Below are 26626 nucleotides of genomic sequence, written 5' to 3' on the forward strand. Positions count from 1 at the left end.
GCTCAATCGGATAGGCACTGCAACTCTTGCGTCGAACACCTCGAAAGGACTGCCCTCAAAGCGCGATGAGTTCTGGCCGCAGCCCCTCCACCCGCAAGGGCGCTGGCTTGACATAGGCCTGGCCACCGGTGATCTGGTGCAGGACGTTCTCCCGCAACCCATGCAGCGCCACGCCGGTACGCCGGCGTGGGTGCGGCAGGTCGATTGGCACCACGGCCTTGATCCGCCCGGGGCGCGGCTCCAGCACCACCACCCGGTCCGCAAGATAGGTAGCCTCTTCGGCGTCATGGGTCACCAGCAGCGTGGTGATGCCCGAGCGTTCGCGAATGGCCAGCAGTTCGTCCTGCAGTTGCTGGCGGGTCAATGCGTCGAGCGCACCGAACGGCTCATCCAGCAACAGGATCCGCGGGCTGGCCACCAAGCCACGGGCGATGGCTACGCGCTGCGCCATGCCGCCGGACAACTGGTGCGGGTAGGCCGACTCGAAACCCACCAGCCCCACCAGCTGCACGTATTCATGCACGCGCCGGGCGCGCTCACCTTGGGTGAGGTGTTCATTGACCAGGCCCAGGGCGATGTTCTGCTCGACGGTCAGCCAGGGGAACAGGCGGTGCTCCTGGAACACGATGCCCCGCTCGCCACCGATGCCGGTGACCGGCTGGCCGTCGACCCGGATGCTGCCGCTGAAGTCGTTGTCCAACCCCACCAGCAGGCGCAGCAGGGTGGACTTGCCGCACCCGGACGCACCGACGATGGCGATGAATTCACCTTCGTCGATTGCCAGGTTGAAGTCGCGGATGGCCTCGAAGGCCTGGCCGTCGACGCTGAAGGTCTTGCCGACGCCCTCGAAACTGACCAGCGGTGGGGTGGCATCGGGTTGGTTGGCCGCGTGCAGGGCCGGGGCTATGAAGGCGTTCATGCGGATCTCCAGCGCGTGGCGCGCGATTCGAGGCGTTGGCCGAGGTGGCCGAACAGGGCGCCGACCAGGCCGATCAGGACCATGGCGGCCATCACCTGGTCCATGCGGAACAACTGCTGGGCGCCGATCATCAGGCTGGCGATGCCGCCGTCCGAAGGCATGAAGTACTCGGCGCCGATGGTGCCGAGCCAGGCGTAGATCAGCGCCAGGCGCAGGCCGGCGAAGATGGCCGGGGCGGCGCCGGGCAGCACCAGCAGGCGCAGGCGGTGGGGCAGGCTCAGGCGCAAGGCTTGCGCCGCTTCGCCGAGTTGCGGCGAGAGGCTGGCGATACCTCGCTGGGTGGCGATCAGCAGCGGGAAGAACGCCGCCAGCCCGACGAACACCAGCTTGGCGCCTTCGCCCAGGCCGAACCAGGCGGTGAGCAACGGTACCCAGGCGAACAGCGCCACCTGGCGCAACGCCGACAGGCTGGGGCCGAGCAGGCGCTCGGTGTTTTGCGACAGGCCCAGCAACAAACCCAGGGTGAAGCCCGCGCCGCCGCCGAGCAGCAACCCGGCCAGGGTGCGTTGCAGGCTCAGGCGCAGGGCCTCGGGTAGTGAACCATCCAGCAGCCCGGCATACAGGCTGCGCAGTACGTCCAGCGGTGAGCTGAGGATGTTCGCATCGACCCAACCGAAGCTGTTGGCCGCCTGCCACACCATCAACACCGCGGCAGGCAGCAACAGGCTCTGCCAGTTGTTCGTGACGGTGCCACGCGCCTGCTCACCCGTGGCCGGTTGAGGCCAGAACAGCAGGCTGCGTTCCAGCCGCGAGAAACCGCGATCCATCAACGCGCCGACCAGGCCGATCACCAGGATGCAGAGGAACACCAGGTCGAGCATGAACAGCTGTCGGCCCCAGACCATCAGGTAGCCGATGCCTTCGCTGGAGGCCAGCAGTTCTACTGCCAGCAGAGACGTCCAGCCGGTCGCCAGGGCCAGGCGAACCCCGGCGAGGAACGCCGGCAGGGCGGCCGGCAGCAGCAGGCGCAGGAACACCAGGTGGACGGGCAGGCGCAGGGTGGCGGCGGCTTCGCGCAGCTTGGGCTGGGCGTCGCGCACGCCGACCAGGGTGTGCAGGGTGACCGGCACCACCACGGCCTTGACCAGCACCACCAGCTTGAGCAGTTCGCCGATGCCGAAGAACAGCATGAACAGCGGGATCCAGGCCAGGGTCGGGATCTGCGCCAGGGCAATGAAAGTCGGCAGCACCAGCGTCTGCGCTCGCTGCGACGCGCCCAGCCAGGTCCCCAGCAGCAACCCGCTGCCGATCCCCGCCAGCAGCCCCCAGATCAGCCGTTGCAAACTTATCCACAGATGCCCCCAGAGCTCTCCGGAGCCGAATTCCAGGGCGCTTTGCCAGATCAGCGACGGCGCGGGCAGGATTTGCTCGCTCATCCAGTGGTCATGGCTGGCGATAATCCACAATGCCGCCACCGCCAACGGCACGACCCACGGTACGTAGGAGCGGCCGTGAGCCGCGAAAGGGCCGCGCAGCGGCCCCCATAAGCGGCGCAGGCTCACGCTTAAGACTTCGCTCATCAAGGCACCTCTCAAACCATTCCTTGTTTATACGTTTATGGAATTAAAAATTCTCACAAACGATATTCAAGGGATAAGAGCATGCGCCCGTTGCATGCGAAAGCCCCAAGCCATTGCGTTTTCCTCATATTTTCCATGCGCGCACTGCAAGCCATCCGCCGGCCCGCATGACGTCTGGTTTATGTCTTCTGGTTACTAAAAAATGAAGTTTTGATCTTTGTAGGTTCTAACCCGACCTGCCTAGCTTCTGGCCAAAGCGCCGGCCATCGCCGGTGGCAGCCTGCCCAGGAGCCTCGCCATGAAAACCCCATTCCGCCACCTGCTCACTCCCTTGCTGGCCGGCCTGCTCAGTGCCTTGCCAATGGCGGCTCATGCCGCCCAGCCCGAGTCCATCCGCATTGCCGTCCCGGACCTGAGTGCCGGTAGCAAGCCCAGCGCCGGCGGCGTGGTCGATGTACTGCGCGACCAGCAACTGCTGGAGAAGGAGTTTGCCAAGGACGGCATTCGCATCGACTGGCACTTCTTCAAGGGGGCGGGGCCCGTGGTCAATGAAGCCTTGGCCAACGGCCAGGCGGACTTCGCCTACCTGGGTGACCTGGCGGCAATCATCGGCAAGGCCAATGGCCTGGACACCCGCGTGCTGTCTGCCGGAGTGCGTGGGGTGAAGAGTTACCTGGGCGTGGTGCCTGGCTCGGGCATCCACAGCTTGCAGGATCTGAAGGGCAAGCGTGTGGCGGTATTCCGCGGTACCGCCAACCAGCTGTCGTTCGCCAGCGCCCTGGCCAGCCAGGGGTTGTCCGAACGTGAGCTGAAGGTGATCAACCTGGACTTCAATGCTGCCAACGCCGCCCTGGCCGCCAAGCAGGTCGACGCCACCTGGGGGCTTTCCAACCTGCTGTCGTTGCGTGAGCGCGGCCTGGTCGAGCTGCCAGTCAATTCCCGCGACCTCAAGGGTGCCGGTGGTACCCAGTCCGTGCTGATCGGCACCGGCGAGTTCATCCGCCAGCACCCCGACCTGGTGCAGCGCCTGGTCACCGCCCAGCAGCAAGCGGTGAGGTGGTTGCAGAACGAACAGAACCGAGACGCCTACGTGGACCTGGTGTCGACCCAGGCCAACTGGCCACGGGCGATCCTGCGCGACGACCTGGCCCAGGAAAACCTCGCCCGTTACTTCGACCCACGCCTGGACGCCGAATTCGTCAGTCTGCTGCAACAGGGCGTGGACCTGGCCGCCAGGGAGCGCCTGATCCGCCGTGGCTTCCAGGTTGCCGACTGGATCGAGCCGCGCTTCCTCGACGCTGCCCTGCAACAGGACCAGGCCACCCAGGCTGCCCGCTGAACCCGAACCCGACAAAAAACCGTGAGGAGCACGACCATGAGCAACGCTGCACTGGCCACCGCGCCGCAAACACTCGAACTCGACATCCAGCCCGTTGCCGGGCGTATTGGCGCTGAAATCCGAGGCATCAAGCTGTCCGCCGACCTGGACCCCGCCACCATCGAGGCTATCCAGGCCGCGCTGGTGCAGCACAAGGTGATTTTCTTCCGCGCCCAGGACCACCTGGATGACCAAGGCCAGGAGGCCTTCGCCCAGTTGCTCGGCGAGCCCATCGCCCACCCCACCGTACCCGTGGTCGACGGCACGAGTTATCTGCTCCAGCTCGACGGTGCCGAGGGCCAGCGGGCCAACTCCTGGCACACCGACGTGACCTTCGTCGACGCCTATCCCAAGGCCTCGATCCTGCGCAGCGTGGTCGCTCCGGCATCGGGTGGCGACACGGTGTGGGCCAACACCGCCGCTGCCTACCAGGAACTGCCCGAGCCGTTGCGAGCATTGGCCGACACCTTATGGGCGGTGCACAGCAACGAGTACGACTACGCCAGCGTCAAGCCGGACGTCGACCCGGCCAAGCTCGAGCGCTACCGCAAGGTGTTCACCTCGACGGTGTACGAGACCGAGCACCCGGTGGTGCGGGTGCACCCGATCAGCGGCGAGCGGGTATTGCAGCTGGGGCACTTCGTCAAACGCATCAAGGGCTATTCGCTGGCCGACTCGCAGCACCTGTTCGCGCTGCTGCAAGGGCACGTGACACGCCTGGAGAACACCGTGCGCTGGCGCTGGCAGGCGGGGGACGTGGCGATCTGGGACAACCGCGCGACGCAGCATTACGCGGTGGATGACTACGGCACCCAGCCGCGCATCGTGCGGCGGGTGACGCTGGCTGGAGAGGTGCCGGTGGGAGTGGATGGGCAAGTGAGCCGGACCACGCGCAAAGGCTGACCTAGGTTCGCCGGCAAGCCGGCTCCTACGACCATCCCGTAGGAGCCGGCTTGCCGGCGAACCCGTCACAACTCGGTATCACAGGCCACCAACTGCCTGACCAACCCCTGCGCCAACGCCGACAACCCATACCCCACCCGGCTCACCACGCCATATCGCGTGTAGAACGCCTCTTCCTGCTCCGGCGCCAAGTCCGCCAACTCTAGCGCCACCAACCCCCGCTCCCCCTGATACGGCCGCAGGTTCGCGCTGCAAGCGATGCCGATGGTGTCCGAGTGCAACACCACATTGAGCAGGGCATAGCCGTGTTCGCATTCCACGCTGGGCAGAAAGTCCTGCCGACCGCTCAGGTCGCTGAGGATCTTGCGGATGTTCGGCGGGCGAAACGTGGTGGCCAATGGGTATTCGAACAGGTCCCGCGCCTGTACTTCGGCCTGCTCGGTCAACGGGTGCCCGGCGCGGCAGCAGAAGTGCCAGCGCTGTGGCTTGAGCTTGAGCACTTGATAGTCCGGGTCGGCCTCGAACTGGCGAGTGTCGGCCACGAAGAATTCGATTTCCTCGGCAATCAATCGCCGGTTCAGCGCCTGCCAGTTGTCCACCTGGAAGCACGTGCGCGCCGCCGGGTACTCGGCAACGAACCGCGCTACCGCGCGAGGCACCAGCCCACCGGCTGGCGCCGGCCCAGAGCCGAAGCGCACCACGCCGGTGGTGGCGCCATTGAACTGGTTGATCTCGTTGGCCAGGTTGTGCGCCCCATGCACCAGCCGCCGCGCATGCTCCAGCACCAGCAGCCCTTGGCGAGTAGGCGCCAACTCCTTGCTGGCGCGGTCGACCAGGCGGCAGCCGACGTTGTGTTCCAGCGTCTGGATGCTGCGGCTGAAGGCCGATTGCGAAAGGTTCACCGCAGCCGCCGCGGCCACGAAGCTGCGGTGCTCGACAAGGGCGATGAAGTGGCGGAGCTGGCGCAGGTCGATATGCATTTTCTACATGGAAACTTTCGGTGGAATGCAATTGCTGGGAAGGGTTGGGAACCTTATAAAGGGACTTACTTATTCCACAAAATATGAATTACAAATATTTATATCTCTTAAAAGAATATAAGCCCGTTTGACCGCGATTCGGTTCCGCCAACGGAAATGCTCGCCAGGGCCCATGCCTTCAAGGAGCATTTGCATGTCCCGACTTTCCCGTTGGCCCGCGCGCGTATCGTTATTTGCCTTGCAGCCCCTGGCAGCTGGCGTGTTGCTGGCCGCCGCCGACACCACTTTTGCCGAAGAACCCACTCCAGCGCCTGCCGTCGAGCAGGAAGCCAAGCTCGGTACGGTCACCGTCAATGCCCGGCGCCGTGAGGAAACCGCCCAGAGCGTGCCCACGCCGATCAGCGTGCTGAGCAGCGAAACCCTGGAAACCCAACGCATCTATCGGGTGCAAGACCTGCAGCAACTGGTGCCGAGCACCAACGTGTCCTACGTGCATGCCCGCCAGTCGAGCATTTCCATCCGTGGCCTGGGCAACAACCCGGCCAGCGATGGCCTGGAGGGCAGCGTCGGTGTGTACCTGGACAACGTCTATCTCGGCCGCCCCGGCATGGCGGTGTTCGACCTGCTCGATGTCGAGCAGCTGGAAGTGCTGCGCGGCCCGCAGGGCACGCTGTTCGGCAAGAACACCACCGCCGGGGTGCTGAACATCACCACGCGCAAACCGACTTTCCACCAGGAGGGCAGCGTGCAGTCCTCCCTGGGCGAAGATGGCTACTGGCAGACCCAGGGCAGCTTCTCCGGCCCGCTTAGCGACACCCTGGCCGGGCGCATTAGCGCCTATCACACCGAAGACGACGGCTATGTGAAGAACATCCACGATGGCCATGACCTCAACGGCGGCAAGCGCCAGGGCTTTCGCACGCAGTTGCTGTTCAAGCCCAGCGAGACGTTCAACCTGCGCTGGATCGGCGAGTACAACGAAGAGAACTCCGACAACGGCATCCTCAGCCTCTACAGCACCGGCCCGACCCTCAATGGCGTGAACCGCTACGAAAGCCTGGCCGCCCAGGCCGGGGCGACCCTGGTGTCGGGCAAGGACCGCAAGGTCAATTTCGACGCCGACCAGATGGTCAAGGTATTCCAGGGTGGCACGTCGATAGAGGCCAACTGGACGCTGCCCAACGATTTCACCCTCACCTCCATCAGCGCCTACCGCTGGTGGGACTTCACCCCGCGCAACGACGACGGTCTCAATGTGCCGGTGTTCTACAGCGCCGGGGTGTCGGTGCGGGACAAGCAGTACTCGCAGGAGATTCGCCTGGCATCGCCCACCGGCGGCTTCTTCGACTACGTGCTGGGCGCGTACTACTTCAAGCAGGACCTGGACAACAAATCGTTTACTTACTACGGGCCGCAGGCCGATATCTGGAACCTGACCCCGGCCGGTGCCCTGGCGAATGTGAATACCATCGGCAATGGCCACATCGACACCGACAGCTATGCGCTGTTCGCCCAGGGCACCTGGCACCTGACCGAACGCCTGGACTTCACCGCCGGGGTACGCGGTACCTACGAAGAGAAGAGTGCCTGGGTTACCCGCGATGCGCCCTACGGTGGTGCGGCGGTGGCCGGTGCCGCGGCTACGGCCCGGCAGGGCCGGGTGGGCGCCTATGATTCGGGCAACCTCAACCAGTACAGCTTCGCCCCGTCCGGCCTGCTCAGCCTGAGCTACCGCTTCACTGACGACCTGCTGGGCTATGCCAGCCTGTCCCACGGCGAGAAGTCCGGGGGCGTCAACCTGACCGTCGGCGCCGCGCCGCGGCTGGGCACCGATTCGCTGCTGGTGGGTACCGAGCGCGCCAACAACGCCGAACTCGGGCTCAAGAGCACCCTGTTCGACAACCGCCTGCAGCTCAACACCAACCTGTTCTGGACCGAAGTGCATGGCTACCAGGCCAACGTCTACGACGAGGCCAACCGCGTGCAGTACCTGGCCAACGCCGGCAGCGTGCGTTCGCGTGGCCTGGAGTTCGAGGCCACGGCCCTGCCGATCCGTGGTCTTACGGTGAACTTCAACGGTTCATGGAACGATGTGCGCTACACCGACTACAAGGACGCGCCGTGCCCGCCCGAGGTGAGCCTGGCCAACCCCGCAGCCACCTGCGACCTGTCCGGCCATCAGGTAGTTGGCGCCTCCAAGTACATCGCCAACCTCAACGGCCAGTACAAGTGGCAGCTGGCTGAGCGCATCGAGCCCTACGTCACTGCCAGCTACGCCTTCCGCTCCAAGGCGGTGGGCACCATCGACGACTCCGACTACGGCCAGATCCCCAGCTACGGCATCGTCAACCTCTCCACCGGCGTGCGCCTGGACCAGGGCGACGGCGTGCTCGACCTGTCGCTATGGGTGAAGAACGCTGGCGACAAGACCTATTTCACCAGCCTGTGGAACTCCGCCAACGGCGGCTATGCCGGCGTGCTGGGTACGCCGCGCACCGTGGGCGCCACCGCCCGTTACGACTTCTGAGCACAAGGAGCTTTGCCATGAATGCCAAGACTCAACCGCATGAACTGCCCGAAGGTGCCTGCCTCACCGCCAAGGTACCTGATCGCGACGAAGCCCTGCTGGGCGACGTGGTGGTCAACCCTTACCGCCTGGCGCCGCTGACCGCGATCATCCGCGACGGAGGTCGCGCCATCGGCAGTGCCCATGTGCGGGTGCTGGGCCGGGGCGAGCGTGGAGTCGACATCACCTACGACGTCTCCGACCGTTCGCTGTGGACCTACGGCGGCATCCCGGTGTTCGGCCTGTATCCGGACCACGTCAACCAGGTCGAGGTCAGCTACAAGCTCGACGGCGAGCGCATCCGCCAGCGCTATGAGATCTATGCCCCGGCCGTACGCCTGCCGGTGGTGGCGAAACAGACCGCGGCGTTGCCCGAGGTGGAGCCGATCAAGGTCGCCCCTGGCTTCGAAAAACGCCTGTACCTGTTCAACCACCTGCTGGCCGAGATCCCCGGTGGGCGTGCCTTCAAGTGGAATGGCCTGGGTGGCGCCGCCGAGTGGGATTCGGTGGGCAACAATTGGATCGCCGACAGCAAGGGCGATGTGCGCTGGTACCTGGATATCGAACAGATCCACGACTCCAACCGTCGCGACGGCCTGGGCGGCACCATGGGCTTCCACCAGACCCGCGACGGCAAGCTGATCTGGGGCCAGGGCCAGACGTACTCCAAGTACGACCTGCTGGGCCGGCAGGTGTGGCAACGCAGCCTGCCGGACAAGTTCGCCGACTTCTCCCACGAGATCCGCGAGACGGTGAATGGCACCTACCTGCTGCGGGTGGGCACCAGCGACTACCGCCGCCCTGACGGCAAGCGCGTGCGCTCCATCCGCGACCACATCATCGAGGTCAACGAAGCGGGTGACGTGCTGGACTTCTGGGACCTGAACCAGATCCTCGATCCGTATCGCGGCGAACTGCTGGAGACCCTCGGCAAGGTGGCGATCCAGCTGCCAGAGGGCGTGCAGAAACAAGACGACCGCCTGGCCAACGAGCTGGCCGAAGGCGACCTGCCGTTCGGCGATACCCCCGGCGTCGGCACCGGGCGCAACTGGGCCCACGTCAATGCCATCGACTACGACGCCGATGACGACAGCATCATCGTTTCAGCACGCCATCAGGGCGTGGTGAAGATCGGCCGCGACAAGCAGGTGAAGTGGATCCTCGCCGCGCCGCAAGGCTGGCCGGCACGTTTGCAGGACAAAGTGCTCAAACCGGTGGGCGAGGGCTTCGAGTGGTCCTGGACCCAACACACTGCCTGGCTGACCGGGCGTGGCACGCTGAACGTGTTCGACAATGGCTGGGGTCGGGACTTCGGGCCGACGAAGCTGGCCGGCAACTACAGCCGGGCGGTGGAATACCGGATCGACGAGGCCAAGGGCACGGTCGAACAGGTGTGGCAGTACGGCAAGGAGCGCGGGGACGAGTGGTACAGCCCGATCACCTCGGTGGTGGCGTACCGGGCGGATACCGATACCCAGTTCATCTATTCGGCCTCGGTGAACTTCCTGACGCCGGAGAAGCTGACGACCACCGTACTCAATGAAGTGCGTCGCGGCACCCAGGAGGTGGCGGTGGAGCTGAAAGTGCACAGTCGCCAGCCGGGCAGCGTGGGTTACCGCGCGCTGGTGATCGACCTCGACAAGGCGTTCTGACTCAATCCTCCCTCCAACAGGTTATCGGCTAACCTGTACCGGCCTCTTCGCGGGTAAACCCGCTCCTACAGGTTCACCGCCGACCCTGTAGGAGCGGGTTTGCCCGCGAATGGGGCGACGCGAATTTCAGACAGGGTGTTCAACCATTCGTTCTTTTTTTCGAACAGCCTATTGTCCAACACCCCAACCCCCGCTTAGCATTCCGTTTGAGATTTCAAACGCTCAGCACCCAGGCGTCGAACACCCTGGTGCACGAATTTCTGACGGCCGCCCCCTTTTGGGGGCGCCTTTTCAACAATCAATAATTCGCAGTAAAGGGAAGCCGACATGCAGCTCAAAGACGCTCAGTTGTTCCGCCAGCAGGCCTTCATCAACGGTGAATGGCTGGATGCGGACAGCGGCCAGACCATCAAGGTGACCAACCCGGCCACCGGTGACGTGATCGGTACCGTGCCGAAGATGGGCGCCGCCGAGACCCGCCGCGCCATCGAGGCCGCCGACAAGGCCCTGCCGGCCTGGCGCGCACTGACTGCCAAAGAGCGTGCCGGCAAGCTGCGCCGCTGGTTCGAGCTGATGATCGAGCACCAGGACGACCTGGCCCGCCTGATGACCACCGAGCAGGGCAAGCCACTGGCCGAAGCCAAGGGCGAGATCGCCTACGCCGCTTCGTTCATCGAGTGGTTCGCCGAAGAAGCCAAGCGCGTGTACGGCGACGTCATCCCTGGCCACCAGCCTGACAAGCGCCTGATCGTCATCAAGCAGCCGATCGGCGTCACCGCCGCCATCACCCCGTGGAACTTCCCGGCCGCGATGATCACCCGCAAAGCCGGCCCGGCCCTGGCCGCCGGTTGCACCATGGTGCTCAAGCCCGCTTCGCAGACCCCGTACTCCGCCCTGGCCCTGGTTGAGCTGGCCACCCGTGCCGGCATCCCGGCTGGCGTGCTGAGCGTGATCACCGGCAGCGCCGGCGAAGTCGGCAGCGAACTGACCGGCAACGCCCTGGTACGCAAGCTGTCCTTCACCGGCTCGACCGAAATCGGTCGCCAGCTGATGGAAGAATGCGCCAAGGACATCAAGAAGGTTTCCCTGGAGCTGGGCGGCAACGCGCCGTTCATCGTGTTCGACGACGCCGACCTGGACAAGGCGGTCGAGGGCGCGATCATCTCCAAGTACCGCAACAACGGCCAGACCTGCGTCTGCGCCAACCGTATCTATGTGCAGGACGGTGTCTACGACGCCTTCGCCGAGAAGCTCAAGGCTGCGGTCGCCAAGCTGAAGATCGGTAACGGCCTGGAAGAAGGCACCACCACTGGCCCGCTGATCGACGGCAAGGCTGTTGCCAAGGTCCAGGAGCACATCGAGGACGCCGTTTCGAAAGGCGCCAAGGTGCTGTCCGGTGGCAAGCTGATCGAAGGCAACTTCTTCGAGCCGACCATCCTGGTCGACGTACCGAAAACCGCCGCCGTCGCCAAGGAAGAGACCTTCGGCCCGTTGGCGCCGCTGTTCCGCTTCAAGGACGAGGCCGAAGTCATCGCCATGTCCAACGACACCGAGTTTGGCCTGGCCTCGTACTTCTATGCCCGTGACATGAGCCGCGTGTTCCGCGTCGCCGAGGCCCTGGAATACGGCATGGTCGGCATCAACACCGGCCTGATCTCCAACGAAGTCGCGCCGTTCGGCGGCATCAAGGCTTCGGGTCTGGGCCGTGAAGGTTCCAAGTACGGTATCGAGGACTACCTCGAGATCAAATACCTGTGCATCAGCGTCTGATCGCCAGGTAAACGGTTTTACCTCTGCCAGCGGGGCGCGAGAGCGACGTCTCGCTGGCCTTTTTGACATAGCGGTACCTGGTGGCCAGGGCAGGCGTGACAGTCGATCAACGAATACTGTGCACGCCTGCATCCAGCCACCCCCGAATAAAAGCGCCGCAGAACCGGCGCAATTGAGGGCACTATGAGCAAGACCAACGAATCCCTGATGCAACGCCGTATCGCCGCCGTTCCACGTGGCGTCGGCCAGATTCACCCGATCTTCGTCGATACCGCGAAGAACTCGACGGTGATCGACGTTGAAGGCCGCGAACTGATCGACTTCGCCGGCGGCATCGCGGTACTGAACACCGGCCACCTGCACCCTAAAGTGGTCGCAGCCGTGCAAGAGCAGCTGACCAAGGTCAGCCACACCTGCTTCCAGGTGCTGGCCTACGAGCCCTACGTCGAGCTGTGCGAGAAGATCAACAAGCTGGTCCCAGGCAACTTCGACAAGAAGACCCTGCTGGTCACCACTGGCTCCGAAGCCGTCGAGAACGCCGTGAAGATCGCCCGTGCCGCCACCGGCCGCGCCGGCGTGATCGCCTTCACCGGCGGCTACCACGGTCGCACCATGATGACCCTGGGCCTGACCGGCAAGGTCGTGCCGTACTCCGCCGGCATGGGCCTGATGCCAGGCGGCATCTTCCGCGCCCTGTTCCCGAGCGAGCTGCACGGCATCAGCGTCGACGACGCCATCGCCTCGGTCGAGCGCATCTTCAAGAACGATGCCGAGCCGCGTGACATCGCCGCGATCATCCTCGAGCCGGTACAAGGCGAAGGCGGCTTCCTGCCAGCGCCGAAAGAGCTGATGAAGCGCCTGCGCGCCCTGTGCGACCAGCACGGCATCCTGCTGATTGCCGACGAAGTGCAGACCGGCGCTGGCCGTACTGGCACCTTCTTCGCCATGGAGCAGATGGGCGTCGCGCCTGACCTGACCACCTTCGCCAAGTCCATCGCCGGCGGCTTCCCGCTGGCCGGTGTGTGCGGCAAGGCCGAATACATGGACGCCATCGCCCCTGGCGGCCTGGGCGGCACCTACGCCGGTTCGCCGATCGCCTGCGCCGCGGCCCTGGCGGTGATCGAAGTGTTCGAGGAAGAGAAGCTGCTGGAGCGTAGCCAGGCTGTTGGCGAGCGTCTGACCGCTGGCCTGCGCGAAATCCAGAAGAAGCACCCGATCATCGGCGACGTCCGTGGTCTGGGCTCGATGATCGCCGTGGAAGTCTTCGAGAAAGGCACTCACACTCCGAACGCCGCCGCTGTTGCACAGGTTGTGGCCAAGGCGCGCGACAAGGGTCTGATCCTGCTGTCCTGCGGCACCTACGGCAACGTCCTGCGCATCCTGGTGCCGCTGACCGCCGAAGATGCACTGTTGGACAAAGGCCTGGCAATCATCGAAGAGTGCTTCGCTGAACTGGCCTGAAAAATGTGACACGCTTCAGAAAAAAACCCGCCTCGGCGGGTTTTTTTTATGCCGCATGTAGGCGTCAGGCGCTAAGGTTGTACGAGGATTCCGAGGAAGCTGCGAAGGAACGCGCGTCATTGCCTGGAGAAAAGCCCATGAGCGCTGTCGATCCCGTCCCCCCTTGCGTACTGATCGCCGAAGGCGACCCCTGGGTGCGTGACATGCTCCGAGAAATGCTGCTCAGCGTGCGCTGCGATGCCCGGCTGCAGGTATGCGCCGATGGTTCCCAGGCGCTGAGTGCGTTGTCCGCCAAGCCTGACCTGATCATCGCGGCCCGTGAACTGTCCGGGCTCGATGGCCTCGATTTGCTGCGTAGGGTCCGCGGCAAGGGCGGGCAGCCTGGCCTGCCGTTCATCCTCATGAGTGAGCGTACCGACAGCGCCAGTGTGCGCGAGGCGCTGCCGCTGCATCCCACCGCCTACCTGAGCAAGCCGCTCGATCTGGACAACCTGCGCAAGCGCCTGGAAAACCTGCTGCTGGAAGTCGGCGAGCAGATCGCCTGCCCGGTACCGCCCCTGCAATCCGGGCTCAAGCTGCCGGCGTTCCTTGAGCAACGCCGCGCCACGGCCGATGGCGGCCCCTTGTTCGCCGACGTGCAGGTGGCGATCAAGCGTGCCCTCAACCCCCAGGGCCTGAACCTGCGGGTGCTCGAGGAGGAGGTGCGTGACGACCCGCAGATCACTGGCGTGCTCATCGCCGCCGCGAACAGTGCCGCGCTGCACAGCGAGTCACCGGTGCAGACCCTGCTGCAGGCGCTGAACAAGCTCGGCAGCACCCAGAGCATGAACCTCATCCTTGGCCTTACGCTCAAGCGCAGCGCGCGATTGAGCGACCCGTTGCTGGCCCGCTACGCGGCGCACTACTGGAACCTTTCCCTGCACACCGCGGACTACGCCCGTACCCTGGCGCGCATGGTCGAGGTGGACGAGGGCCTTTGCTACTGCGCTGGCCTGCTGCATTGCCTGGGCGACCTGGCCGTCCTGCGTACCCTGCAGGAATGGCGCCTGGCCGGCGGCGAGCTGGACGAGGACCAGGTGGAGTTGTCGCTCAACGAATTCGGCGCCCCGTTCGGGTCGGCGCTGCGCACTCGCTGGCGCCTGCCGTTGAACCTGCGCGAGCTGATCGCTTCTGTGTATCAGTTGGGTGGCGGCGTGTACTCCCGCGAAATCCTGGCCATGAACCTGGCGGGACAGCTGGCACGGTTGCGGCCCAGCGAAGGGCTGGAGAAGGTCGCCAGCAGCAAGACGGCACGCTTGCTCAAGCTGGGGTTGCCGGAGCTGACACGGCTGCGCAAGGTGGACCCGGAGGCGCTGGCGCGCGAGGAGGCCGAGCGTCAGGCGGCACAGGCCGCCACCGACGAAGCGCAAGCCACCTTGATCGATCCGGCGCTGGCGGAAACCCCGGCCGAAACAGACGAGGAGCGTCCGGCCTGATTTGATCATTGCTGTAGGCGATTCAGGCTTGGGATTGGTCCTACAGGGTTTGCAGACGTTGGTTCGTATCCAGGCAAGTCTCCCAGGTGTAGCTTTGCCTCCACTCCACCAACGGAATGGCAGGAAGGTTGCGGCTGAAGATGAGCACGTACAGACACCGTGGTTTGCGCTATCAGGTCTATCGCTCCCAGGCGCGAATGCTCGCTCACGAAGCATTCTCCACCGGTGCCTGCTCGCCTGGTACAGAGCTTGATGCTGACAAGGTACGGTTCGAACCTATCGGGCATGGTGCTATTGAAGCCCTGCAGCTCTGGGGCAGGCAAACTCATCACTTTCCCTGGGAGGAGGTGCCATGTTGGACTGATCGAGATTTCAAGGGGCTCGACGTCTCGTTGTGGTCTGCCCGCGAGCTTTGCGGCCTCTGCTATGCCAGTCCTCGAAGGAGCAGCCACTGCATAAAGATCATTTTGCTGGAGGGTAACCCAGGCCCGACAAATCCATTGAGGGGGCTGGTGGCATCGCTATCGCTGTTAGCTGTCATTGAATACGCCAGGATGCTCAGGTGCTCGCAAATTGAAGTTCAGCAACCTGACTCGGGTGCTGAACCCTTGTATCTATCGCTTGGTTTCACCCGTGACCCAGCTGGGCGTCTTGTGATGCCGGTAGGGGCGCTTACTCCGCAAATCACTGACCAGATATCAGAGGTGTCCATGCAATATCCGACAAACTCGAGGAAGGCTGCATTGATCAAGCGATACACTGCCGAAGCCATCGCCTTGGCGGGTGGTATCACGGACCAGCAGCGGCATATTCTTGAAGTTGCATTCAAGGAAGGTCGAGAAAAAGAGCCTGAGGGAATATTGGCCGGGCCACGCAGCGGCCCGATCGACTATGAGTGGAGTTCCACCGCCTTGAAGTGAGCCGAGCTGTTTCGGTGTGTGAATGGTAGGTGATCCACTCAGCCTTTTACGATCTGGTTCTTGCCCTGGCGCTTGGCCCGGTACATGGCCGCATCCGCTCGAGCGAACAGGCTGTCCAGCGTCTCGTCTTCGTCGCTAAGTCCGGTCAGGCCCTGGCTCACGGTCACGCCGTAGGTCTGCTGCCCGTGGCTGAAGCTCAGGCGCTGGATCTCCCGCTGCAGGCGCTCGGCGATCTGCTCGGCCATTTGTGCCGTGCAGCCGGGGAACACCGCCGCGAACTCTTCACCACCAATACGCCCAAACTGGTCGCCACGCCGCAGCACGGCCTTGCCGGCGTCGGCGATGCGTTGCAGCACCTGGTCGCCTTCCTGGTGGCCGTAGCTGTCGTTGATCTGCTTGAAGTCGTCGATATCCAGCAGCAGGAAAGCCAGCGGCGTGCCGCCTTCACGGGCGCTGTCGAAGGCTTGCTGGGCGCAGTCGAAGAAGTGCCGGCGGTTGCTGCTCTGGGTCAGCACGTCGGTGGTGGCCAGGCGTTGCAGTTCGCCCTCCAGCCGCTTCTTCTCGGTGATGTCCTCGGCGATACCCACGATGATCACCCGCTGATCACCCTCGCGCGGCTGGTTGATGTAGCACTTGTCACTGATCCAGCGCACTTCGCCGGCGGCGTTGAGGATGCGGTACTCGCGGTCTTCCACGGTGCCCTTGACCAGCACCTGGGCCAGGCTGCGCTCGGCGTACTCGAGGTCGTCGGGGTAGATGGCGTCGCGCCACTCGTTGTAATCGGCGAGCACCAGGCTGGCCGGGCGACCAAAGATGCGCTCGTAGGCAGGGCTGACGTAGAGCACCTGGCGCGTTTCCCAGTCGAACGCCCACAGCACGGCGTTAACGCTGTCGAGCAGAGAACTGTACAACTGCTCGCGTTCGCTCAGGCGCGCCACTTCGCCCTGGGCGTGGAGCAGGGCCAGCAAGGTCTGGGCGGCTTCGGGGCGGGGTGTGCCGGTGTGCGTGGGTGGGAGTTCTTTGGCCATGAGCACGGAGCGGTTCTCGACGATAGGCGTGCGGCCACGGTCAGGCCCGCCACGCGGGCGATATGTCGAGTTTGAGCCGTGTGCGAAGGGTAAGTTCCGGTCGGCACGCGCCATTGCGGAGCGTGCCGATCAACGGCGGTCAGGCCGTGGCGGGGCGCAGCGAGTAGGTTTTGAGCTGGGCGGCGAAGTCGCGCAGCGAATGGATACCGCTGGCTTCTGCTTCGTGCACCCACTCTTTCATGGCGGCGAGCATGTCGTGACCGTTGGCGCTGGTGCGGGCCCAGATCTGCTGCAGCGCGAGGCGTTTTTCGTAGATGGTCTTGAGTGCCTGGCTGTGGGCCAGCATGGACTCGATGCGCACGTGATGGCGGTCCTGCAGCAGGCTGGTTTCGCGCGAGAGCAGGCGTTTGGCGCGGCGGAAGCGGTGACGCACCGACGCGTCGACCTTGTCCAGTTCCTGCTTCACCAAAGGTGCGATCACCAGCTTGCGGTACTGGGCCATGATCTGGAAGCGGTTGTTGAGGATGGCCATGGCGGTGTCCATGTCCAGCGAGGCCTTGCCCTCTACCCGGTGGGCGATGGGCGCGACCCGTTGCACCTTGGCCAGGCGCAGCAGGCTCAGCAGGCGGATCCACATCCAGCCCATGTCGAATTCCCAGCGCCGCACCGAAAGCTTGGCCGAGTTGGGGTAGGTGTGGTGGTTGTTGTGCAGCTCCTCGCCGCCAATGATGATGCCCCAGGGCACCAGGTTGGTGGCCGCGTCGCGGCATTCGAAGTTGCGATAGCCCACCGCGTGGCCCAGACCGTTGACCACGCCGGCGGCCCAGAACGGAATCCACATCATCTGGATGGCCCAGATGGTGATGCCGATGGTGCCGAACAGCAGCAAGTCGATGACTGCCATCAGGGCGATGCCGCCGAGCTTATAGCGGGTGTAGAGGTTGCGCTCGATCCAGTCGTCGGGGCAGTTCTTGCCGTAGATGCGCAGCGTCTCTTCGTTGCGTGCCTCTTCGCGGTACAGCTCCGCGCCCTTGCGCAGCACGGTGCCCAGGCCCTTGTGCACGGGGCTGTGCGGGTCATCCGGGGTTTCGCACTTGGCGTGGTGCTTGCGGTGGATGGCGGTCCACTCGCGGGTGTTCTGCGCGGTGGTGAGCCACAGCCAGAAACGGAAGAAATGCTTGAGGCCCGCGTTCAGCTCCAGGGCCCGGTGGGCCGAGTAGCGGTGCAGGTAGATGGTGACGCTGACGATGGTCAGGTGAGTCATCAGCAAGGTGACCGCGACCAGTTGCCAGGCCGACAGGTCGAGCAGACCGTAGTACCACATAACGGGGAAGACCCTCGAAAACACAGGGGGAACAGCGCTCGCATTATCCCTTGGCGGGGAAATAAAACCAGTCGCCCTTTTTGATAGGAAGTCACAGGGTGTTTCAGCCCCTATAATGCCCCTTCCTTTTCCATGGGCTAACCCACCCGACATGTCTGTTTCCGTTCGCGACGCCTTGCGCATGGCCGGGCTCTATGTGGTGCTTTCGATCCTCTGGCTGGCGCTGTCCGAGCTGGTCCTGCATGGCATGACCGAGGACCCGCTGGCATTGACCGTGGGGCGGCAGATCAATGTCGTGGTCTGGGTGCTGCTCAGTGCCTTGCTGATCTTCGTCTCGCGCGCCCGTCTGCTCAACTTCATCGGTATCGGCGCCCGCCTGCGCAGCGAGGACCGCGAACGCTTGCGCATGGCCGCCGCGGTGTTCGACAGCACCCTGGAGGGCGTGCTGGTGACGGATCGCAACGGCCTGATCGTGCACGTCAACCGGGCGTTCATGCGCATCACCGGTTACCAGCAGGACGAGGTGGTTGGCCAGCGCCCGAGCAAGTTCAAGTCGGGCCGCCATGACGCGCCGTTCTACCAGCAGATCTATGCCGCGCTGGCAGACAAGGGCGAGTGGAGCGGGGAAATCTGGAATCGCCGAAAAAGTGGCGAGATCTACCCGCAATGGCAGACGATCTGCGCCATTCGCGACGATGGTGGTGAGCTCAGCCACTATGTGGCGGTGTTCAGCGATATCAGTGCGATCAAGCACACTGAAGAGGAGCTGGCCTACCTCGCCCACCATGATCCACTCACCGGTTTGCCCAACCGGCTGCTGTTCAACGACCGTGTCGAGCAGGCCCTGGCCGCCGCCCAGGCCAACAAGCGCGGCTGCGCCCTGCTGCTGCTCGATCTCGACCACTTCCAGAGCATCAACGACGGTCTTGGCCATACCATCGGCGACCAGTTGCTCAAACTGGTTGGCGAACGCCTGCGTGAAGTGTTGGGCAACGGCGTTACCCTGGCCCGCCTGGGCGGCGACGAGTTCGGGGTGCTGGCCGAGAACTGCCAGCAGGTCGGCCAGGCCGGCAAGCTGGCGCAGACCATCATCGAGCGGCTGAAAGAACCGTTCAGCTTCGAGGGCAACCGGCTGTTCATCAGCGCCAGCATCGGTATCAGCCTGTTCCCCAGCGACGCGCTGAGTGCCGAGCAACTGCTGCGCAACGCCGACTCGGCGCTGTTCAAGGCCAAGGGCAATGGCCGGGCCTGCTACGCGCTGTACACCGAAGAGCTCACCGCCCATGCCCAGCAGCGGGTAGAGACCGCTGGCGAGTTGCGCCGAGCGCTGGAGCAGCAGGAGTTACGGGTGTTCTTCCAGCCGGTGCATGACCTGTTCACCTCGAGGATGATCGGGGTGGAGACGCTGGTACGCTGGCAGCACCCCACGCGTGGGCTGGTCCCGCCAGGGGAGTTCATCCCCATCGCCGAGCGCACCGGGCTGATCGCCGAGATCGACGCCTGGGTGCTGGGGCAGGCCTGCCGGCAGATGGTGCAGTGGCAGACCGAGGGGCGGGTGCTGGAGTTTGTCGCGGTGAATATCTCCAGCCGGTTGTTCAATCAGCGCGAACTGTATCGGCAGGTGGCCGATGTGCTGCACGACACCGGCCTGGACCCGGCCCTGTTGGAGCTCGAGGTCACCGAGAGCGCGGTGATGGAGGACCCGGAGGTGGCGCTGGAGCAGATGCACCGGTTGCGCGAACTGGGCCTGAACCTGGCCATCGATGACTTTGGCACAGGATATTCGTCATTGCTGCGGCTCAAGCGCTTGCCGGTGCAGAAGTTGAAGATCGACCAGGGCTTCGTTGCCGGCTTGCCCCATGATGAGGACGACATCGCCATCGTGCGGGTGATCATCGCCCTGGCGCGCAGCATGGGTATGCAGGTGCATGCCGAAGGGATCGAACAGGCCGAACAGGCGCGGTTCCTGTTGGTGCAGCAATGTCAGATGGGGCAGGGGTACTGGTTTGGCAGGCCGGTTCCGGCAAGCGAACTGCATTGGGGATGAGGGTGTTGCGGTTCGCCGGCAAGCCGGCTCCTACAGGGGCAACGCTATCGATGTAGGAGCCGGCTTGCCGGCGAAGGGCTCAACGCTTGTTCAAGCCTTTCGCCAGGCGATCCCCGCCCAGCTGGATCAGCGCCACCAACGCCACCAGCATCACGATCACGGTCAGCATGATCTGGCTGTCGAACCGCTGGTACCCATACCGATAGGCAATGTCTCCCAATCCCCCGGCACCGATCGCCCCGGCCATGGCCGACGAGTTGATCAGCGTCACCAGGGTGATGGTGAACCCACCGACGATGCCCGGTAGCGCCTCGGGCAGCAACACGTGCCAGACGATGTGCCAGCGCCGGCAACCCATGGCCTGCGCCGCTTCGATCAGGCCATGGTCCACCTCGCGCAGGCTCACCTCGGCAATTCGCGCGAAGAACGGTGTCGCCGCGATGGTCAACGGCACCACCGCCGCCCACACGCCATAGGTGGTGCCGACCACCAGGCGAGTGAAGGGGATCAGCGCGACCATCAGGATCAGGAACGGGATCGAGCGGAACAGGTTGACGATCGCGCCTAGCACCCGGTTCAGTGCGGGGGCCTCGAAGATCCCGCCCTTGTCGCTGGTGACCAGCAGCACCGCCATTGGCACGCCGACAATCAACGCGACCAATGACGACACGCCGACCATCAGCAAGGTGTCGAGCAGGCCTTGCAGCAAACGCTCAATCCACATGGCCAAGCACCTCCACATCCGCAGCCCAGCCACGGGCGCGCTCCAGCAGTTGACGGGTGTCCAGCGGCGAGCCGCGCACGGACAGGATCAGTTGCCCCAGGGCATGTTCACCGATGGTCTCGATGCCGCCCTGCAGCAGGCGCACCCGCCCACCCAGGTCGGCGAACAGGGTGCTCAGTTCCGGCTCGCCGACCACGCTGAGCTTGAGCACCACGGCCGCGTCGCGGCTGGCGGGGCTTGCGCGCAGACCGGCCTGCAATGACTCAGGGAGCCGTGTCTGCAAGGGGGCCAGCAGCGTGCGGGTGACCTCATGGCGCGGCGCGCCGAACACCTGCCAGACTTCGCCCTGCTCGACCACCTCGCCACGTTCGAGCACCACCACGCGGTGGCAGATATCGCGGATCACGGCCATTTCATGGGTGATCAGCACCACGGTCAGGCCCAGGCGCCGATTGATGTCGCGCAGCAGTTCGAGGATCGAGGCGGTGGTCTCCGGGTCCAGTGCCGAAGTGGCTTCATCGCACAACAGGATCTCAGGGTCGTGCACCAGTGCCCGGGCGATGCCGACCCGCTGCTTCTGCCCACCCGACAGTTGCGCCGGGTAGACGTGGTGCTTCTCCGAAAGCCCGACCAGATCCAGCAGCTCGCGTACTTTGCGCTGCCGCTCGGCCCTGGCCACCCCGGCGACCTTCAGTGGCAGCTCGACGTTCTGCCACACAGTCTTGGCCGACATCAGGTTGAAGTGCTGGAAGATCATGCCGATGCGCCGACGCAGGGCCACCAGGTGGTCTTCGTCGAACGGTGCGATATCCACCTGGTCGATCAGCACCCGGCCCTGGCTGGGTTGTTCCAGGCGGTTGATCGTGCGCAGCAGCGACGACTTGCCAGCGCCACTGCGGCCGATGATGCCGAAGATCTCGCCGCGGCGGATGTTCAGGTCGATGCCGTGCAACGCTGGCTGGGCCTGGCCCGGGTAGGTCTTGCCCAGGCCGATGAAGCGCACGTGGGCCTGGTTCACGTCCGGGCGCAGGGCCTGCTCCACGGCCTTGTGCGGTGCGGCGGGCGGGACGGGCGCCCTGAGGGCGCTGGCCTGGGCCATGTCAGCCTTCCCAACCGGCCTGGTAGAGCTTGCCGTGAGCCTTGTCCAGGGCGGCGCGCACGGCAGGCGAGTGCTGGTAGATGTCGACGAACTTGGCCAGGCGTGGGTCGTTCTTCTCCTGCGGACGGATCACGAACTGGATCACGTATTCCTTGTTTTCAAGGCCGTCGAACAGCAGCGCCGAGGTGGCGTCGAAGCTGTTGGCCAGGCGGATGTAGGCCGGGTAGCCCTGGACCAGGTCGGCGTCGTCATAGGCGCGCACCAGTTGCACTGCTTCAACCTGGAGGATCTTGATCTTCTTCGGGTTGGCGACGATGTCGTCCTCGGTGGCCTTGTAGCCCACACCCGGTTTGAGGGTGATCAGCCCGGCCTTGGCCAGCAACTGCAAGCCTCGGCCGCTGTTGATCGGGTCGTTGGCGATGGCCACGCTGGCGCCCTCGGGCAGCTCGGCGAAGCTTTTGTATTTCTTCGAGTATAGGCCGACGTTGTTGATGATCCCCGGCGCGTAGGGCACCAGGTTGAAACCGGCGGCGGCCTTGGCGTTTTCCAGGAACGGGATGTGCTGGAAGTAGTTCACGTCGATGTCGCCGCTGTTGAGGCTGACGTTCGGTGCGATCCAGTCGCTGAATTCGATCAGCTTCACTTCCAGGCCTTGTTTGTGTGCCTCTTCCACGGCGGCTTCCAGCGGGATGGCGAAGGCAGCAGTGGTGCCGATCTTCAGCGGCTCGGCGGCGAAGGCGGCGGCGGACAGGCCGAGGCCCAGGGCGATGGCCGCGACGGGCCGGAACAGTTTCTCAAGCATGGTGCAAGGCTCCAGTCGGGGCAGGGACATGTGGGTTGCGGTAGGCGGCGCCGGGGTGGTCGGCGGGCAGGTGGGCGTGGGGGGTGTCGAACAGCTTCTGGCGCAGGCTGCCGTCTGTGTAGGCGGTCTTGTAGCGGCCACGGCGTTGCAGTTCCGGGATCACCAGGTCGATGAAGTCCTCGTAGCTTTCCGGAGTGACAGTGCGCGCCAGGTTGAAGCCGTCCAGGCCGGTTTCGTCGATCCAGGCGATCAGTTGCTCGGCCACTTGCTCCGGGGCACCGACCAGGGTCACGTAGCGCCCGCCCAGGGCGTGTTGTTCGAGCAGGCGGCGGCGGGTCCAGGCGTTGTCCTGCAACTGACGGGTGGCGGACTGGATGGCGTTACCCTTGGCAAAGCCGATGGGCTCGTCCAGTTCATAGCGCGAAAAGTCGATGCCGGTGGAACTGGCGAAGTGCGCTACGCCCGCTTCGGCGCTGGCGTGGTGCAGGTACTCGGCATGCTTGGCGCGGGCCTGCTCCTCGGTCGGGGCGACGATCACGGTGAGGCCCATGAACACCTTCACCGCCTGGGGATCGCGCCCGGCCGCCTTGGCCGCCGCGCGGACCTTGTCGACCTGGGCGCGGGTCGATGGCTTGTCCTGGCCGCTGATGAACACGCATTCGGCATGGTTGCCGGCGAACGCCAGGCCGCGCGCCGAGCTGCCTGCCTGGAACAGCACCGGCGTGCGCTGGGGCGAGGGTTCGCACAGGTGGTAGCCCTCGATCTTGTAGAACTCGCCGTGGTGCTCGACCTTGCGCACCTTGTCCGGGCGTGCATACACGCGTTGTTCGCGGTCGGCGATCACGGCGTCGTCGTCCCAGCTGCCTTCGAGCAGCTTGTACAGCACCTGCAGGTACTCGTCGGCCTGGTCGTAGCGGCGGTCATGCTCGGGCTGTTGCTCAAGGCCCATGGCCCGGGCGGCACTGTCGAGGTAGCCGGTGACGATGTTCCAGCCGACCCGGCCGTTGCTCAGGTGATCGAGGGTGGAGAGGCGCCGGGCGAACAGGTAGGGCGCCTCGTAGGTCAGGTTGGCGGTGAGGCCGAAGCCCAGGTGTTTCGTCACCGCGGCCATGGCCGAGACCAGCAGCAGCGGGTCATTGACCGGCAGTTGGATGGCCTCTTTCAGCGGCACGTCCACCGACTGCCCGTAGACGTCGTAGGTGCCGACGATGTCGGCGATGAACAGGCCGTCGAACAGCCCGCGCTCCAGCAGGCGGGCGAGGTCGGTCCAGTATTCCAGGGTCTTGTACTGGGTCGAGGTGTCCCGTGGGTGGGTCCACAGGCCATGGTTGATGTGCCCGATGCAGTTCATGTTGAAGGCATTGAGCAGGATCTGGCGGGCCATCAGATAGTCCCCCGGCGAGGTGGTTTCTCGTCGTTGAGGTAGTAGTTGCCGATGGCGTGGTACTTCCAGCGCACCGGGTCGTGCAGGGTGTGCACGCGGGCGTTGCGCCAGTGGCGGTCGAGGTTGTGCTCGGCCAGGGTAGCCTGGCTGCCGGCCAGCTCGAACAGGGTGGTGCCGGCGGCAAGCGAGATCTCGGTGCTGATTGCCCGGGCCTCGGCCACGGCGATGGAGGCGGCGGCCAGGGTTTCGGCGTTGCTGTCGGCCTGGGCGATGTCGAGGATCTCGCCAGCGCGCTCCAGCAGCGCTTCGGTGGCATGCAGGCGGATCGCCAGGTGGCCGAAGCTCTTCAGGGTGAGCGGGTCGTCGCTGGCCTTGTCGAGGCCGGAGTCGATCCAGGGCCGGCTGCGGGTGCGCACGAAGTGCAGGGCGTCCTCGAAGGCGGCGCGGGCGATGCCAGTGTCGATGGCGGCGTGGAGGATCTGCGCCAGCGGGCCGACCGTGGTCGGGCGATCGAAGGCGCTCTGGAACGGCACCACGTCCTCGGCGCGGACTAACACGTTGTCGAACACCACCGAGCCGCTGCCGGTGGTGCGCTGGCCGAAGCCGCTCCAGTCGTCGATCACCTCGATGCCCGGAGTGTCGGCGGGCACGAAGGCCAGGTGCGACACGCCTTGTTCGTCGATCACCAGGGTCGGGATACGTTGGGCATAGAGGGCGCCGGTGCAATAGAACTTGCGGCCATCGATACGGTAATGGTCGCCGTCGCGGCTCAGGCGGGTGGTGCGCTCATGGGCGTTCTTGGTGCCGATCTCGGCCAGGGCGTTGCCGAAGCGGCGGCCGGCGAGGACTTCCGCATACAGGCGCTGCTGTTGTTCCGGGGTGCCGTTCACCCGCAGCACTTCCAGGGCGTAGAAGTGGTTCTGCGGGATCTGCCCGATCGAGGCGTCGGCCTGGGCGATGCGGGCGATGACCTTGGCCAGGGTGGCGCTGGAGACGCCGGCGCCACCGTAGGCCTTGGGCACGCTGATGCCCCACAGGCCGGTGTGCACGAAGTGGTCGAGTTCGGCGTGGGGCAGGCGGCGCTCGCGGTCGCGCGCGGCGCTGTCGTGACGCAGTGATTGGGCGATTTCTTCGGCGACGGCCAGGGCTTGGGCGTCGCTGGTGATGAGGGATGCAGTCATGGTGCTCTCCGCAGGGGCTGTTCGCCGGCAAGCCGGCGCCTACGGGGATTGCGTAGGGGCCGGTTTGCTGGCGAAGGGCCTTGAATCAGATCCAGGAATTGCGGGCTGGCAGGGTGCCGTTGAGGTAGTAAGCGCCGACGGCGTGGTACTTCCAGCGCACCGGGTCGTGCAGGGTGTGCACCCGGGCGTTGCGCCAGTGCCGGTCGAGGTTGAACTCGGCCAGGCTGGCGCGGCTGCCGGCCAGCTCGAACAGCTTCTCGCTGGCCTGCAGCGAGATCTCGGTGGTGAGCACCTTGGCCTCGGCCACGGCGATCGACGCCCGTGCAGCGGCGGCATCGTCAACGGGGCCGGCGTTGACCTCGTCGAGCACCTTCGCGGCCTTGCGCAGCAGCGCTTCGGCGGCGTGCAGGTCGAGCTTGAGGCGGCCGATGTCGGCGATCACGTAGGGGTCGTCGCTGTTGCGCTCGACCTTGGCTTCGATCCACGGCCGCGATTTCTCGCGCACGAACTGGATCGCGTCATCGATGGCCGCCTCGGCGATGCCGGCGTCGATGGCGGCCTGGATCAGTTGCGAGGCCGCGCCCTGGGTGCTGGGTTGCTCCCGATGGCGCCAGTTGTCGATGACCAGGTCGGCGTCCACCGGCACCTGGTCGAGCAGCACGGTGCCGCTGGCGGTGGTGCGCTGGCCGAAGCCGGACCAGTCGTCGACGATGCGCAGCCCCGGGCTGCCCCGGGCTGCCCCGGCGAACCAACGCCAGGCGCTGACGCCCCTCTTCGTCCAGGGCCTTGACCGCCACCCAGTGGGCGAACAGGGCGCCGGTGGAGTAGAACTTCTCGCCGCTGATGCGATAGCCATCGCCGTCGCGGGTGATGCGCGCCTTGAGCGTGAGCGTGTCCTTGGTACCACGTTCAGGGCCGGCATTGCCGATGCGCCAGCCGTCGAGCACGGCGCGGAAGATCGCTTCCTGCTGCGCTTCGGTGGCCGTCAGGCGCACCAGCTGGAGAATGCCGAACTGGTTCTGCGGAATCTGCCCCAGTGCTGGGTCAGCGGCGCTGATCAGGCGGAAGACTTCGGCGATGGTCTCGAAGGACACTTCGGGGCCGCCGAAGGCCTTGGGTACGCTGATGCTGCCCAGGCCGCTGCGGGTGAACTGTTCGATCTCGGCCCATGGCAGCTTGCGCTGCTGGTCCCGGCGTGCGGCCTGTTGGCGGGCCACCTGGGCCAGCTCGCGGGCGGCGTGCAGGGCCTCCTCGTCATTGCGCAGCACCTTGGCCGGCAACAGCAGGGGCGAGCTGTCGATATCGCTGTGGAATTGGGTAGTTGGCTGGCTGGACATCAGTACCGCTCCTTGGCTGCACTCAATGCCCTGGCGTTGGCCACTGGGGTGATTGTGATCCTGACCATTCCTTACCTCACAAAGTTGAATGTGCCG

The 26626-nt window shown here is 64.9% G+C and carries 19 protein-coding genes and 1 pseudogene; 9 read left to right on the forward strand and 11 right to left on the reverse strand.

Annotation, left to right across the window (positions count from 1 at the left end; genetic code table 11):
* Positions 1-55: 55 nt before the first annotated feature.
* Positions 56-919 (reverse strand): ABC transporter ATP-binding protein, encoded by an 864-nt coding sequence (locus NGM28_RS09910; RefSeq protein ID WP_240064052.1) that lies wholly within the window; start codon positions 917-919, stop codon positions 56-58.
* Positions 916-2499 (reverse strand): ABC transporter permease, encoded by a 1584-nt coding sequence (locus NGM28_RS09915; protein WP_252089968.1) that lies wholly within the window; start codon positions 2497-2499, stop codon positions 916-918. The genes NGM28_RS09910 and NGM28_RS09915 overlap by 4 nt, the downstream gene beginning before the upstream one ends.
* Before the next feature lie 298 nt (positions 2500-2797).
* Here NGM28_RS09915 and NGM28_RS09920 point away from each other — a divergent pair, with 298 nt between their 5' ends.
* Positions 2798-3838: an ABC transporter substrate-binding protein gene (locus tag NGM28_RS09920; protein WP_240064050.1), complete on the forward strand. Its 1041-nt coding sequence runs from the start codon at positions 2798-2800 to the stop codon at positions 3836-3838.
* A 36-nt stretch (positions 3839-3874) separates the two neighbouring features.
* Positions 3875-4780, forward strand: coding sequence for a TauD/TfdA dioxygenase family protein (locus NGM28_RS09925; protein ID WP_252089970.1), 906 nt, complete (start codon positions 3875-3877; stop codon positions 4778-4780).
* Between the two features lie 65 nt (positions 4781-4845).
* On the opposite strand, the gene NGM28_RS09930 is transcribed toward NGM28_RS09925, so the two are convergent.
* Positions 4846-5760: a LysR family transcriptional regulator gene (locus tag NGM28_RS09930; RefSeq protein ID WP_240064048.1), complete on the reverse strand. Its 915-nt coding sequence runs from the start codon at positions 5758-5760 to the stop codon at positions 4846-4848.
* Positions 5761-5932: 172 nt separating this feature from the next.
* Here NGM28_RS09930 and NGM28_RS09935 point away from each other — a divergent pair, with 172 nt between their 5' ends.
* The 6 genes from NGM28_RS09935 (at position 5933) to NGM28_RS09960 (ending at position 15604) form a co-directional block, all read left to right on the forward strand.
* Positions 5933-8287 carry a TonB-dependent receptor gene (locus NGM28_RS09935; protein WP_252089972.1) on the forward strand — a complete coding sequence of 785 codons (2355 nt, stop codon included), beginning with the start codon at positions 5933-5935 and terminating at the stop codon, positions 8285-8287.
* A gap of 17 nt (positions 8288-8304) precedes the next feature.
* Entirely contained in the window at positions 8305-9978 is a 1674-nt protein-coding gene (locus NGM28_RS09940) for an aryl-sulfate sulfotransferase (protein ID WP_252089973.1), read from the forward strand.
* Positions 9979-10305: 327 nt separating this feature from the next.
* A complete protein-coding gene (gene gabD, locus NGM28_RS09945; protein ID WP_240064045.1) occupies positions 10306-11748 on the forward strand; it encodes an NADP-dependent succinate-semialdehyde dehydrogenase in 1443 nt (480 codons plus the stop codon).
* 183 nt (positions 11749-11931) lie between these two features.
* On the forward strand, positions 11932-13209 hold the full coding sequence (gabT, locus tag NGM28_RS09950) for a 4-aminobutyrate--2-oxoglutarate transaminase (protein ID WP_240064044.1): 1278 nt from the start codon (positions 11932-11934) through the stop codon (positions 13207-13209).
* A gap of 137 nt (positions 13210-13346) precedes the next feature.
* On the forward strand, positions 13347-14684 hold the full coding sequence (locus tag NGM28_RS09955; RefSeq protein WP_240064043.1) for a response regulator: 1338 nt from the start codon (positions 13347-13349) through the stop codon (positions 14682-14684).
* 197 nt (positions 14685-14881) lie between these two features.
* On the forward strand, positions 14882-15604 hold the full coding sequence (locus NGM28_RS09960; RefSeq protein WP_240064042.1) for a hypothetical protein: 723 nt from the start codon (positions 14882-14884) through the stop codon (positions 15602-15604).
* 38 nt (positions 15605-15642) lie between these two features.
* On the opposite strand, the gene NGM28_RS09965 is transcribed toward NGM28_RS09960, so the two are convergent.
* On the reverse strand, positions 15643-16632 hold the full coding sequence (locus tag NGM28_RS09965; RefSeq protein ID WP_240064041.1) for a GGDEF domain-containing protein: 990 nt from the start codon (positions 16630-16632) through the stop codon (positions 15643-15645).
* A gap of 139 nt (positions 16633-16771) precedes the next feature.
* Positions 16772-17956 (reverse strand): delta-9 fatty acid desaturase DesA, encoded by a 1185-nt coding sequence (gene desA / locus NGM28_RS09970; protein ID WP_011531626.1) that lies wholly within the window; start codon positions 17954-17956, stop codon positions 16772-16774.
* 151 nt (positions 17957-18107) lie between these two features.
* Between desA and dibA the strand changes: the two genes are divergently transcribed.
* Positions 18108-20003, forward strand: a complete 1896-nt coding sequence (dibA, locus tag NGM28_RS09975) for a phosphodiesterase DibA (RefSeq protein ID WP_252089975.1) — start codon at positions 18108-18110, stop codon at positions 20001-20003.
* Between the two features lie 79 nt (positions 20004-20082).
* Here the strand turns inward: dibA and NGM28_RS09980 are convergent, their stop codons facing one another.
* The 6 genes and pseudogenes from NGM28_RS09980 to NGM28_RS10005 all read right to left on the reverse strand — a co-directional run bounded on the left by NGM28_RS09980 (position 20083) and on the right by NGM28_RS10005 (position 26530).
* Positions 20083-20727: a methionine ABC transporter permease gene (locus NGM28_RS09980; protein ID WP_252089977.1), complete on the reverse strand. Its 645-nt coding sequence runs from the start codon at positions 20725-20727 to the stop codon at positions 20083-20085.
* Positions 20717-21826: a methionine ABC transporter ATP-binding protein gene (locus NGM28_RS09985; protein ID WP_252089979.1), complete on the reverse strand. Its 1110-nt coding sequence runs from the start codon at positions 21824-21826 to the stop codon at positions 20717-20719. The genes NGM28_RS09980 and NGM28_RS09985 overlap by 11 nt, the downstream gene beginning before the upstream one ends.
* 1 nt (position 21827) lies before the next feature.
* Positions 21828-22628 carry a MetQ/NlpA family ABC transporter substrate-binding protein gene (locus NGM28_RS09990; protein ID WP_252089981.1) on the reverse strand — a complete coding sequence of 267 codons (801 nt, stop codon included), beginning with the start codon at positions 22626-22628 and terminating at the stop codon, positions 21828-21830.
* Positions 22621-24012 (reverse strand): LLM class flavin-dependent oxidoreductase, encoded by a 1392-nt coding sequence (locus tag NGM28_RS09995; RefSeq protein WP_252089982.1) that lies wholly within the window; start codon positions 24010-24012, stop codon positions 22621-22623. The genes NGM28_RS09990 and NGM28_RS09995 overlap by 8 nt, the downstream gene beginning before the upstream one ends.
* Positions 24012-25193, reverse strand: a complete 1182-nt coding sequence (locus NGM28_RS10000) for an SfnB family sulfur acquisition oxidoreductase (RefSeq protein ID WP_240064035.1) — start codon at positions 25191-25193, stop codon at positions 24012-24014. The genes NGM28_RS09995 and NGM28_RS10000 overlap by 1 nt, the downstream gene beginning before the upstream one ends.
* A gap of 85 nt (positions 25194-25278) precedes the next feature.
* Positions 25279-26530, reverse strand: a pseudogene (locus tag NGM28_RS10005) (SfnB family sulfur acquisition oxidoreductase).
* Positions 26531-26626: the final 96 nt, after the last annotated feature.

Source organism: Pseudomonas sp. MWU13-3659 (genome assembly GCF_023757525.1).
In the GTDB taxonomy this organism is placed as follows: Bacteria; Pseudomonadota; Gammaproteobacteria; order Pseudomonadales; family Pseudomonadaceae; genus Aquipseudomonas; species Aquipseudomonas entomophila_E.

Excerpts from the sequence above, each read along its gene's own strand:
- NGM28_RS09925 (WP_252089970.1), top strand. The coding sequence starts at position 3,875 with ATGAGCAACGCTGCACTGGCCACCGCGCCGCAAACACTCGAACTCGAC.
- NGM28_RS09935 (WP_252089972.1), top strand. The coding sequence starts at position 5,933 with ATGCCTTCAAGGAGCATTTGCATGTCCCGACTTTCCCGTTGGCCCGCG.
- gabD (WP_240064045.1), top strand. The coding sequence starts at position 10,306 with ATGCAGCTCAAAGACGCTCAGTTGTTCCGCCAGCAGGCCTTCATCAAC.
- NGM28_RS09915 (WP_252089968.1), bottom strand. The coding sequence starts at position 2,499 with ATGAGCGAAGTCTTAAGCGTGAGCCTGCGCCGCTTATGGGGGCCGCTG.
- dibA (WP_252089975.1), top strand. The coding sequence starts at position 18,108 with ATGTCTGTTTCCGTTCGCGACGCCTTGCGCATGGCCGGGCTCTATGTG.
- NGM28_RS09965 (WP_240064041.1), bottom strand. The coding sequence starts at position 16,632 with ATGGCCAAAGAACTCCCACCCACGCACACCGGCACACCCCGCCCCGAA.
- NGM28_RS10000 (WP_240064035.1), bottom strand. The coding sequence starts at position 25,193 with ATGACTGCATCCCTCATCACCAGCGACGCCCAAGCCCTGGCCGTCGCC.
- NGM28_RS09955 (WP_240064043.1), top strand. The coding sequence starts at position 13,347 with ATGAGCGCTGTCGATCCCGTCCCCCCTTGCGTACTGATCGCCGAAGGC.
- NGM28_RS09940 (WP_252089973.1), top strand. The coding sequence starts at position 8,305 with ATGAATGCCAAGACTCAACCGCATGAACTGCCCGAAGGTGCCTGCCTC.
- NGM28_RS09960 (WP_240064042.1), top strand. The coding sequence starts at position 14,882 with ATGCTCGCTCACGAAGCATTCTCCACCGGTGCCTGCTCGCCTGGTACA.
- NGM28_RS09980 (WP_252089977.1), bottom strand. The coding sequence starts at position 20,727 with ATGTGGATTGAGCGTTTGCTGCAAGGCCTGCTCGACACCTTGCTGATG.
- gabT (WP_240064044.1), top strand. The coding sequence starts at position 11,932 with ATGAGCAAGACCAACGAATCCCTGATGCAACGCCGTATCGCCGCCGTT.
- NGM28_RS09920 (WP_240064050.1), top strand. The coding sequence starts at position 2,798 with ATGAAAACCCCATTCCGCCACCTGCTCACTCCCTTGCTGGCCGGCCTG.
- NGM28_RS09930 (WP_240064048.1), bottom strand. The coding sequence starts at position 5,760 with ATGCATATCGACCTGCGCCAGCTCCGCCACTTCATCGCCCTTGTCGAG.
- NGM28_RS09990 (WP_252089981.1), bottom strand. The coding sequence starts at position 22,628 with ATGCTTGAGAAACTGTTCCGGCCCGTCGCGGCCATCGCCCTGGGCCTC.
- NGM28_RS09995 (WP_252089982.1), bottom strand. The coding sequence starts at position 24,012 with ATGGCCCGCCAGATCCTGCTCAATGCCTTCAACATGAACTGCATCGGG.
- NGM28_RS09985 (WP_252089979.1), bottom strand. The coding sequence starts at position 21,826 with ATGGCCCAGGCCAGCGCCCTCAGGGCGCCCGTCCCGCCCGCCGCACCG.
- NGM28_RS09910 (WP_240064052.1), bottom strand. The coding sequence starts at position 919 with ATGAACGCCTTCATAGCCCCGGCCCTGCACGCGGCCAACCAACCCGAT.
- desA (WP_011531626.1), bottom strand. The coding sequence starts at position 17,956 with ATGTGGTACTACGGTCTGCTCGACCTGTCGGCCTGGCAACTGGTCGCG.